Genomic DNA, 10,688 nt, shown 5'->3' with positions numbered 1-10,688 from the left:
GCCCCGACGACGTGGCGCGGCGGGCGGGCCGGCGGGATGGGCCGCGACCTCGTCCTCCAGCTTCTGCAGATACCCGGGCACGGCTCCGCCGAGGGCTTCGAGGACGACCTGGGCGGTCTTCGGCCCGATGCCCTTGACGTGCTCCAGGGTGCCGGCAGCCGCCCGCCGCGCCACGTCGTCGGGGCCCAGGCCGACCAGCGCCGCGGAAGCGTTGCGGAAGGCGCGGACCCGGTACGTCGGTGCCTGTGCCCGCTCCAGCAGGAACGCGATCCGATCCAGCGCGGCGACCGGGTCCATCGGAAACCTCCCTGTTTCCTCCCAGTCTGACCCGGTTCACGGCCCTCCGCCCCGCACTGAACCCGCCGGTAGCATCCCCAAGGATGTCTTGGGAGGGCCATAAGTTCTGGTTATGGGGTCATAAACGGGGGGCGGGTGTCGGGTAAGGGTGTCCTTAGTTTAGGGTTCCCAGTGATCCAAACTTTTTCGGTCGAAGGGAACCTGTCATGCCTCGCCCCCTGCGGGTAGCAATCGTCGGAGCCGGCCCCGCCGGCATCTACGCCGCCGATGCGCTGCTGAAGTCCGAGGCCGCCGCCGAGCCGGGTGTGTCCATCGACATCTTCGAGCGGATGCCCGCCCCCTTCGGCCTGATCCGGTACGGCGTCGCCCCCGACCACCCGCGGATCAAGGGCATCATCACCGCCCTCCACCAGGTCCTCGACAAGCCGCAGGTCCGCCTCTTCGGCAACGTCGACTACCCGGGCGACATCACCCTCGACGAACTGCGCTCCTTCTACGACGCCGTCGTCTTCTCCACGGGCGCCACCGCCGACCGCGCGCTGCCCATCCCCGGCGTCGACCTGGACGGCTCCTACGGCGCGGCCGACTTCGTCTCCTGGTACGACGGCCACCCGGACGTCCCGCGGACCTGGCCGCTGCACGCCGAGAAGGTCGCCGTCCTCGGCGTCGGCAACGTCGCCCTCGACGTGGCCCGCATCCTCGCCAAGACCGCCGACGAGCTGCTCCCCACGGAGATCCCGGCGAACGTCTACGACGGCCTGAAGGCCAACAAGGCCGTCGAGATCCACGTGTTCGGCCGTCGCGGCCCCGCCCAGGCCAAGTTCAGCCCCATGGAGCTGCGCGAGCTCGACCACTCGCCGAACATCGAGGTCGTCGTCAACCCCGAGGACATCGACTACGACGAGGGCTCCATCGCCGCCCGCCGCGCCAACAAGCAGGCCGACATGGTGGCGAAGACCCTGGAGAACTGGGCGATCCGCGACACCGGCGATCGCCCGCACAAGCTGTTCCTCCACTTCTTCGAGTCGCCCGTCGAGATCCTCGGCGAGGACGGCAAGGTCGTCGGCCTGCGCACCGAGCGCACCGAGCTCGACGGCACCGGCAACGTCAAGGGCACCGGCCGGTTCACCGACTGGGACGTCCAGGGCGTCTACCGGGCCGTCGGCTACCTCTCCGACGAGCTGCCCAAGCTGCCGTGGGACATCGAGTCCGGCACCGTCCCCGACGAGGGCGGCCGCGTCATCGAGAACGGCGCGCACCTGCAGTCGACCTACGTCACGGGCTGGATCCGCCGCGGCCCCATCGGCCTGATCGGCCACACCAAGGGCGATGCGAACGAGACGGTGGCCAACCTCCTCGAGGACCACGCCGCGGGCCGCCTGCACGCGCCGGCCGAGCCCGCCCCCGAGGCCGTCGAGGCCTTCCTCGCCGAGCGCGAGGTGCGCTACACGACGTGGGAGGGCTGGTACCGGCTCGACGCCGCCGAGAAGGCGCTCGGCGAGCCCGAGGGCCGAGAGCGCATCAAGATCGTCGAGCGTGAGGACATGCTGCGCGCGAGCGGCGCGTAACTGCCGCCCCGGGCCCGGGACCCGCCGCCGGCGGTCCCGGGCCCCGCGCGCGCCCGCACGCCGTGCCGCCGCGCGCCCGTACACCGCGCCGGGCGCGGCGTACGGGAAGGCGGGCCGGTCCGCCGGAACACCTGCACCGGGCGCCGCGCCGCCACTACCGTGGCCGACATGAGTGCCGATGACCTCAGCCCCGAGGACGTGTGGCCGCTTCCCCCGGCCTGGATGTTCGGCTGCACCAAGTGCGCCCGCCTCTACCGCTCGATGACGGAGATACAGGAGGCAGCGGCGGAACTCTGGCTCACGGGCGGGCAGGGCATCGACTGGGAACCCGCCGACAGGGGGCCCGGCTCCCGCATGCGCCTCGCCCGCCACATGGCCCTCACCCATCCGGACATGCTCCCCGACTGGGCACCGGCGTGCGCCCGGTGCGGCGAGCACCGGCGCCGGGTCGAGAACACCGCCGCGTCGGACCTGGCGGCCGGCGCGCTCCTCGTCGGAGCCGAGCACCGGGCGGCGCACCTCTTCGTCCCGCCGCGCGGCCTGGACCTCGTCTGAGCGGGCTCCCGCCCCGCCTGCCCGGCGTCGCCGCGGGGCGGCAACCCCGTACGAAAGGACCGGACATGCAGGCCCCCCACCCGGCACCGCGCGTGCTGCGCGCCGCCGACCGCGCGGCCGTCGCCTGGAAGAACGGCGGCGGCGTCACCCGCGAGATCGCCGCGTGGCCGCCCGGCGCCGGCATGGACGGCTTCGCCTGGCGCGTGAGCCTCGCCGACGTGGCCGGCGACGGCCCGTTCTCCGCGTTCCCCGACGCGGACCGCACGCTCACCCTCGCCGAAGGCGCCGGCATGGACCTCACCGTCGCGGGCGCGCCCCGCCGCGTCGACGAGCGGTACGCCCCGCAGCGGTTCCCCGGGGACGTCCCGACCGACTGCCGGCTCCTCGACGGCCCCGTCGTCAACTTCAACGTCATGTACCGGCGCGGTACCGCCCCCGCGGACACCGCGGTGGTCCGCGGCTCGCTCGCCGTCTCCTGCGCCCCGGGCGAGACCCTGCTCGTCGTCCCCCTGGAGGGCGCGGCCGTACTGGCCGCGGACGGCGCGGCCACCGCCCTCGGCCGGTACGACGCGGCCCTCGCCCGCGGCCCCTTCACCGCGGTCCTGGACAGCCCCGGCCGCAGCGCCGTCGTCCGCCTCGGCGACGGGGGCCGGTAGGGCCGCACCGGGCGGCGGGAAATCCGGTGGCGGCGGTGCGGCGGCCGTGACAGCCTGCCGCGGGGGCCGGAGCCGCCGGCCGCCGAGCCACCGCACCCGGGAGCCCTCCGTGACACCGCCATCCGCGACGCCGCCCAGACTCGTCCCGCTGCTCGCGCAGTTCGACTTCGCGCGGGAGCGCCTCACCGCCCGCCTGAGCGGCCCCGTCATGGACAGCGGCGACGGCGCGGCCACCGCCGTGGGCGGGCCGCTCACCGACGAGGAGTGGCTCTGGGAGCCCGTCCCCGGCTGCTGGTCGGTCCGGCTGCGTGCCGACGGCCCGGGGCCCCGGGCCACCGCGCTGGCCGGCTGCGGCCCGTGGGGCCGCGACGCCGCCGCCTACCCGCACCCCTGGCCGCCGCCGTTCACCACCCTGGCCTGGCGGCTGAGCCACCTCGCGGAGATGCTGGCCCTGCGCGCCGACCACACCGCCGGCAGCCGCTCCCTCACGCGCGACCGCCACCCCGTCGCCGGAGGCGCCGCCGAGGCGGTCGCCGCGTTCGAGGCCGGCGCGGCCGCCTGGCGCGAGGCCCTGCTCGGCGTCGACGAGGCCGCCCTCGACACCGTCGGATACTGCACGTACCCGCACGGCAGCGACGCCGAGGAGCCGTTCGTCGACATCGCCTGGTGGGTCAACCAGGAACTCCTCCACCACGGCGCCGAGATCGCGCTCCTGCGCGACCTCCACCGCGATACCGCAGCCCGCGCTTGACCGGCCCGGACCCGTACGCGCAGAGGCCCCCGGCCGGCCGCGGGGGCCGGACACGGGGGCGGGGTACGCGGCCGTCAGAGCCGGCGGGCGCGGGCGCGGCGCAGCAGGAGGCCGACGGCGGCTCCCGCGAGGGCGATCACGGCGACGCCCGCAGTGGTCCACCACCACACGCTGCTGTCGTCCCCGGCGGTCTCGGCGCCGCCGGCGTCGGAGGGCGTCGCGGAGGGCGCGGACGGCCGGGAGACGCCGCCCGCCTCGGGGGAGCCGGGGGCGGCGACGGAAGGGACGGGCGCCGAGGGCGCCGCAGAGCCGCCGGGACCACCCGTACCGGCCGAGGCGTCGGGGGAGGCGGGAGCGCCGGAGCCGCCCGGACCGCCCGACGGCGCCGGGTCCACGACCGGTACGGACACGTCGGCGTCCGCCTGCCCGAGCGCCGGGTACCCGACACGGACGGTCACCTTCCAGGTGCCGGGCGGCAGGGCTTCGGCCGTGTTCCAGACCTTGCGGTCCGGGCCGGGGTCCCGGACGAGCTTCCAGGGGCCCAGGGTCCGGGTGCCGTCGGCGCTGGTCGCGTCGACCGTGCCGGCGACGGCCCCGTCGACGGCGTCCCCGTCGTTCTCCCAGGTGATCTCGGTGGCGACGCGGCCCTGCCGCTCCCCGGTGACCACCACCTTCAGCGTGGAGCCGTGGGCGCGGGCCGGGGCCGGCGCGGCCACGGCCTGGGCCAGGAACAGGGACAGGATGAGGGCCCCGAGTCCGCTGCGGACGGGGAAGGAGCGTCGTGTGCGCATCGTGTGTGGTGCTCCCTGGTGCGGTGGGATGAAGGAGCCGGCGGACGGCCGCAGGGGTGCGGCCGTCCGCCGGCGGAAGGCCGGCCGGGGGAGGATCAGCCGACCTTCTGGACCGTCCAGACCTGGGTGGCGCGGCCGTCGGCCCGCTGCAGGTCGAGCAGCCACGCGCCGTAGTAGGCGCGGTTGCTGACCGTCAGGGCGTAGGCGCCGCTCGGGTCGGTGATGGTGGTCGAGCCGCTCTGGGCGTTCAGCTTCCACTTCTGCGTGGCGCCGTTGCCGCACGGCTGCTGCGCGATCCACATGCCCTGCGCGGCTGCGCCGCCCGTCTGGAGGCACTTGCCGGAGACGGAGGACTTGATGCGGAACATGCCGCCGCCCGCGTCCTCGAACAGCCACTGCTGCTGGGCGTAGCCGTTGGCGCGGCCTCCGACGAGGACGGTGCCGTCGGCGCTGCGGCCGCCCCACAGCTCGGCGTTCATGCCGGTGCTGCCGTTGCCGAGGGTGTAGCGGGTGTTGGGAGCGGTCCCGCCGCCGCCGGCGCCGGTCGTCTTGAAGACGGTGGTCTTGCCGGGGCCGCTGTCACGGCCGGCGCTGTCGCGGACCGAGACGGCGACCTTGTACTCGGTGCCCGGCTGCAGGTTGTAGATGCGCACGGCCTGCGACTGCACCCACGTCAGGTGCTTGCCGCCCAGCAGCACCTGGTACCAGGAGGCGCCGTCCACCTTCGGCCAGCTGACCACGGCCGAGTTCGACTGGATCTGGCCGACCGTCACGGTCGGCCCGCCGCCCGGCTTCTTCGTCGGGGTCGGCGTGGGCGTCGGCTTGGGGTTCGGGTTGGGGTCGGTGGTTCCACCGCCGCTGCCCTTGCCCTTCATCAGGAACTGGTTGTCGGCGATGTTCCAGTGCGTCGCCAGGTAGCTGCCCGGCTTCGGATTCGTGTGGAAGTAGTCGTCGTGGTTGCAGTCCAAGATGTTCTCGGACGCCTTGTTGGTGCAGACGTTGCGCATCTGCGGGTAGTACGGCGTGTCCGAGTAGCACATCACGTCCCACTCGTCGGTGCAGTGGGCGCCGCGGCTGGTGTTCGGCGCGCTGTTGTTGACCGCGCCGAGGTTGTGGCCCAGCTCGTGGGCCGCCGTGTGGCCGCCCCAGCAGCCGGTGTCCGTACGGCCGTAGGAGGGGCCGAAGTTGCTCAGGTTGTTCTGGCCGGGGCGCTCGTCGCCCGCGAAGGTGCCGATGCCGCAGTAGACCTGGCTGTCGGCGAAGATCATGTACTTGCGGTCGCGGCGGTCCAGACCCTTGGCGGCCAGCGCGCGGTTGGTGGCGCTGAAGTCGCTCAGGGCGTTGGCCGGGAGCTCGATGTTGAGCACGGTGGGCGTGCAGTCGGCCGCCGTCACGTAGCGGATGTGGCGGACACCGCCCGTCTCCTGTGCGCTCATCGAGTAGATGAGGTCGGCGTCGGCCGCCCACTTGCGGAAGGAGGCGAAGTACTCGGAGTAGCGGTCGCGGTCGGGGCCGTGCACGTACACGACCTGGACGCGGTTGCCGGAGCTGCCGTCGCCGTCGCACTGGACCGTCTGGCCGGCGGGGCCGGCGGCGACGGTCTGGCCGCCGCCCGCGGCAGCGGGGGCGGGAGCGTCCTTGGGGGCCGCCTTGGCGGCCTTGGCGTCGGCGGCGGGCGCGTCCTGAGGACGCCCGCTGCCCTGCGCCGCGGCCTCGGGCTTGGCCGGGTCGGACGCCACGGCCTCGGTCTTGACCGCGGGCGGGACGTCCTTCTTGATGTCGACGTCCTTCGGCGGGGCGTCCGGACCGTGGCTGCACAGGCCGGTGTCCGTGCGGTACACGCCCACGCACTTGTCGCCCTTGGGGGCCGCCTTCAGGCCGTCGTAGACCATGCCGCGCGCCGGTTCGTTGGCCGGCTCGCTCGGCAGGGCCTCGGGCTCCGCGTCGCGGGCGGGCGCCGCGGCCGGGGTGACCGCTTCCGCGATCCCGTCGGCCTGGACGGTGGTTTCGGCCTGGGCGTCGTCGCCGAGGCCGGAGTACGCGATGCCCCCCGCCATCACCGCCGCCGATGCCAGGGCGGCGGTGAAGAGTATCAACCGGCGCGGCTTGCGCCGGTGTTCGGGCTTGCTTCGACGATGTCTCGTCATGCGCACCTCAAATCCTTGGTCGGAGGAGTGGGTGCGCGGAAGCCTGCCAGACGGGCGCGGTGGAGAATTCGGACAAAGGGGAATGCGACCCGAGATATCTGACTGTTACCTTCGGATGCAATTTGATGATCAGTCAACTTGCTTGCAAACAGCGGAAGTTACGCGCGTAGGGGCTGAATGGTCCAGTCCTTTGGCCTCGCGTCGTTATAAAATCGAAATAAGCGCCGGAGGCTTGTTGACGACAATTCAGTCAGGGATTCATCTAATTACTACGAACTGAATTCCCCTTGTCACGAGCGGTGAGGAATCCTTCGCTCCGCCTCAGGATCCGCACACCGCCGCCACATCGCGCCGCGCGGCGCACCCCTCCCGGCCGTTCAGCGGTGCCCGAGCTTGACCCACTTCGCGGTGCTCGGAACGCCTTTCGCGTCGAGGAGGAAGAGCATGTAGTAACCCGGTGGGGCGTCCGCCGCGCTCGGCGGCGTCCGCAGCTCCACCGCGCCGACCCGCCCTCGTGATCCGGCGCGCACCGCCGTGACCGCCAGCTCCAGGTGGCGCTGGCTCGTGTTCACCGCGTGCGTGACCGTGGTCGGCGCGAGCAGCACCGCCCGCCGGACGGCCGCCGCCGTGGAGGTCGCCGCCTCGAACCGCTCCCCGTAGCCCAGTTCGCGCCCCGGTGCGCCATCGAGGGCGGGCCGGCCGCCGCCCTGGTGGAGGTAGGCGGGCTCGTACAGCTCGATGCTGCCGTCCATGTTGTCGGTGATGTCGGGGTCGTTGGCGATCTGCTGGAGCTCGTCGCCGGTGACCAGCACCCGCCCGTCCGGCAGCACCAGGGCGTTGGAGTGGTATCCGCGCGGCAGCCGCTGCGCCGGGCCGAGCCGCCACCGGCCACGGGCGTCCCGCAGCTCGACCTGCCGGTACTTCAGGTCCGCCTTGGGGTTGAACGGGCCGTGGCCGTAGTCCCGGGTGCTCAGGGCGCCGTTGACGGTGAGGAGCGTGCCGTCGGGCAGGATCAGGGTGTCGTCCTGGGTCCGGCCGAAGGCGCGGGGCTCCTCGGTGGTCCACCGGCGGCCGGTGAGCCGGTAGGTGTTCGGGTCCCGCGGGTCACCGCCGAGCACGAGGACGGAGTCGGGGCCGCGCAGCCCTGCCGGCAGCGGCACGGCGGAGCCGTACCCGCGGAAGTCGGCCGGCCGGCGCGGCAGATCGGCCCGGGTCTCCTTCACGGGGTCGAACACCCACTGCTGGTCGGCGTCCCGGCCGAGGCCGTAGACCATGCCGTCGCGCAGCGAGAACAGGTGCGGGTAGTCGTTGCGGAACGGCGCGTCCACCCGCAGCCGCTCCGCGGCCAGGCCGACGGGGATCTCGTACGGCGTCCAGGGCACCGGGTGGCGCAGCGCGGGGAAGCGCTCCACCACCGGCGTCGGGGTGCCCGTACCGCGCTCGGACTGGCCGGACATGATGATCTGCCGGCCGTCCGGCACCGTCACCACCGAGGGGTACCAGCGGCCGACCGCCATGTCCGCGTTGCGGAACCAGGTCTCGGTCCACGGGTCGAAGACGAACGACAGGCGGGCGCCGCTGCCGCCCTTGCCCCCGGTGTTGCCGCCGAAGACGCCGACCATGCCGTTCGGCAGGAACGCGTGGCCCGCGCAGAAGAACGGCGCCGGCCGCGGGGCGAACGTGCCGTCCGGCATCAGGACGGTCGGCGGCTCCACCTTCCGGAACGCCCCCGCCCCCGTCCCGCGGGCCGGGTCCCACAGGTAGGCGCGGCCGGCGTTGGTCCTGCCGATCCGGTCGGTGGGGCCGGTCTCCTTCGTCGGATCGACCTCCACCCGCTCGAAGGAGAACAGCAGCACCTTGCCGGTGGGGAGCAGGGCGGCGTGCACGCCGAAGTCGGGGGAGGGGAAGAACTCGGCGAAGCGGCCGAATCGGGCCGCGGCGAACGCGGCGTTCGTCTCGCGCTGCGAGGCCGCGAGGGAGGTGAGGCTCGTGGTCCGCTTCGCCTGGGGGTAGCCCTCCGAGGACGCTGCCGCCGAGCGGCGCCGGGCATGCGCCCGGGCGTGCTCCTCGCCGAGTACGGCGGCCTCGGCGGGGTCCGCATCCGCCCGGAACCCGGCGGCGCCGTCCGCGTGCCCGGCGGCGGCCGACGGGAGCGGCGCGGCGGCGGCGACCGGCAAGGCGGCGACCGGCAAGGCGGCGACCGGCAGGGCGGCGACCGGCAGGGCGGAGGCCGCCGGGGTGAGGGCCGCCGGGGCGAGGGCGGCCGCCAGGGCCGCGGCAACCCGGAGCGCGGCGGACAGGCGTGCGGAGCGACCGAGACCCGGCATGGGCCCTCCTCCCGGGAACGAAAGCGCCCAGAATAGGAGAAACCATCCGGCCGGCTCGGCCGGGGCGCGTCGTTGCGGGCCGAAAGGGGTCCCGGTTCGGCCGTTCAGCGGCGACGGCCGCCCTGAAGAAACGTTCCGCCGGTGAACCGGGTCACCCGGAAGGGTGAGCCGCCATACCCGGTGGTGACGGCCGCCCGTGCTCGGCGGCTATCCATGGCGACGTGATCAAGCCACTTCGCACCGCACTGACCATCGCCGCCGTGACCGGAAGCCTGGTCGCCGCCTCGCCCCCGGCCGGGGCGGCCGCCGCGGCGCCGCCCACCGGCAAAGTGACCGTGGACGTCGCCACCGTCAACGGCTCCGGCTGCCGCCCAGGCACCGCGACCGTCGCCGTCGCCCCCGACAACTCCGCCTTCACCGTCACCTACAGCGACTACCTGGCCCAGGCCGGGGCGGACGTCCCCGTCACCGAGGGCCGCAAGAACTGCCTCCTCTCCCTCGTCGTCAACGTCCCGCAGGGCTTCACCTACGCGGTGTCGAAGGTCGACTACCGGGGCTTCGGCAGCCTCGCGGAAGGCGCCGTCGGCACCCAGAAGGCCAGCTACTACTTCCAGGGCATGAGCCAGACCATGTCCCGCAGCCACCAGTTCCACGGCGCCCTCGACGACAACTGGCAGGTCACCGACACCACCGGCATCGAGGCACTCGTCTTCGCCCCCTGCGGCGAGAAGCGCAACTTCAACATCAACACCGAACTGCGCGCAGAGGTCGGCACCTCGGACAAGACCCAGGTCAGCTACATGACCGTGGACTCCACCGACGGCAGCCTCAACACCGTCTACCACTTCTCCTGGAAGGAGTGCCCGGCCCGCTGAGCCGGACCGCCGCGCCGACCGGGCCGTGAACCGTGCGGCGGCCCTCCACCGCCCCGGGGTCGTCCCGAACTCCCTGCTGAACGCGTGCGAGAAGGCGTACGCGCTCCCGTACCCGACCCTGCGCGCCACCGCGGACAGCGGCTCGGAGCCCTCCCGCAGCAGCGCCGCCGCCCGGGTGAGCCGCCACCAGGCCAGGTACGCCATCGGCGGCCGGCCCACGAGCGCCGTGAAGCGGCGCGCCAGCGTCGCCCGCGACACCCCCGCCTCCGCCGCCAGCCGCTCCACCGACCACGGCGCGGCCGGATCCGCGTGCACCGCGCGCAGCGCCGCGGCCGCCACCGGGTCGCCCAGCGCCGCAGGCCAGGCGCCCCGCGCCCCCTCGTCCGTCCACGCCCGGACCATGTACACCAGCAGCAGGTCCAGCAGGTGCGGTACGGCCATCGCCGACCCGGGCCGCGGCGCCCCCAGCTCACCGCCCAACAGGTCGATCGCCGCCCGCAGTTCCGGATGGCGCCCCACCCGGTTCGGCAGGTGGACGACGGGCGGCAGCTCCCGCAGCAGCGGGTGCAGGCGGCTGCGGTCCAGCCGGTACTTGCCGCACAGCATCTCCACCCCGCCCGGCCCGCCCGCATCCCACCCGGCCGGAGCCCCGGCGGGCAGCGTCTCGAACGGCACCGCGCGCGCCACCGCGGAGGCGTCGGCGGGGGAGTCCGCCATCACG

The 10,688-nt window shown here is 74.0% G+C and carries 8 protein-coding genes and 2 pseudogenes; 5 read left to right on the top strand and 5 right to left on the bottom strand.

All coding sequences use genetic code 11. The features are described from left to right. Positions 1–297 (bottom strand): annotated as a pseudogene (locus tag EF903_RS20745) (histidinol phosphatase); the annotation flags it as partial. 206 nt (positions 298–503) lie between these two features. Between EF903_RS20745 and EF903_RS20740 the strand changes: the two are divergent. The 4 genes from EF903_RS20740 to EF903_RS20720 all read left to right on the top strand — a co-directional run bounded on the left by EF903_RS20740 (position 504) and on the right by EF903_RS20720 (position 3,827). Next, entirely contained in the window at positions 504–1,865 is a 1,362-nt protein-coding gene (locus tag EF903_RS20740; protein ID WP_125545345.1) for an FAD-dependent oxidoreductase, read from the top strand. 168 nt (positions 1,866–2,033) lie between these two features. After that, the gene (locus EF903_RS20730; protein ID WP_125545343.1) at positions 2,034–2,420 is read left to right on the top strand and encodes a hypothetical protein; all 387 of its coding nucleotides are present in this window, start codon (positions 2,034–2,036) and stop codon (positions 2,418–2,420) included. Positions 2,421–2,485: 65 nt separating this feature from the next. Next, positions 2,486–3,076 carry a HutD family protein gene (locus tag EF903_RS20725; RefSeq protein WP_125545341.1) on the top strand — a complete coding sequence of 197 codons (591 nt, stop codon included), beginning with the start codon at positions 2,486–2,488 and terminating at the stop codon, positions 3,074–3,076. Between the two features lie 109 nt (positions 3,077–3,185). Continuing rightward, entirely contained in the window at positions 3,186–3,827 is a 642-nt protein-coding gene (locus tag EF903_RS20720; protein ID WP_125545339.1) for a DinB family protein, read from the top strand. 74 nt (positions 3,828–3,901) lie between these two features. Here EF903_RS20720 and EF903_RS20715 read toward each other — a convergent pair whose 3' ends face one another. The 3 genes from EF903_RS20715 to EF903_RS20705 all read right to left on the bottom strand — a co-directional run bounded on the left by EF903_RS20715 (position 3,902) and on the right by EF903_RS20705 (position 9,092). Beyond that, the gene (locus EF903_RS20715) at positions 3,902–4,618 is read right to left on the bottom strand and encodes a hypothetical protein (protein WP_125545337.1); all 717 of its coding nucleotides are present in this window, start codon (positions 4,616–4,618) and stop codon (positions 3,902–3,904) included. Positions 4,619–4,713: 95 nt separating this feature from the next. Continuing rightward, positions 4,714–6,714, bottom strand: a complete 2,001-nt coding sequence (locus EF903_RS20710; RefSeq protein ID WP_260615680.1) for an RICIN domain-containing protein — start codon at positions 6,712–6,714, stop codon at positions 4,714–4,716. A gap of 428 nt (positions 6,715–7,142) precedes the next feature. Next, positions 7,143–9,092 (bottom strand): glyoxal oxidase, encoded by a 1,950-nt coding sequence (locus tag EF903_RS20705; RefSeq protein ID WP_125545335.1) that lies wholly within the window; start codon positions 9,090–9,092, stop codon positions 7,143–7,145. A gap of 221 nt (positions 9,093–9,313) precedes the next feature. On the opposite strand from EF903_RS20705, the gene EF903_RS20700 reads away from it, so the two are divergent. Next, positions 9,314–9,967, top strand: coding sequence for a DUF4360 domain-containing protein (locus EF903_RS20700; protein ID WP_125545333.1), 654 nt, complete (start codon positions 9,314–9,316; stop codon positions 9,965–9,967). A 33-nt stretch (positions 9,968–10,000) separates the two neighbouring features. Here the strand turns inward: EF903_RS20700 and EF903_RS20695 are convergent. Further along, positions 10,001–10,688, bottom strand: a pseudogene (locus EF903_RS20695) (AraC family transcriptional regulator); the annotation flags it as partial.

The organism is Streptomyces sp. WAC05292, assembly GCF_003949955.1.
Classification (GTDB): Bacteria; Actinomycetota; Actinomycetes; order Streptomycetales; family Streptomycetaceae; genus Streptomyces; species Streptomyces globosus.
This window is presented reverse-complemented; position numbering and strand designations above follow the sequence as displayed.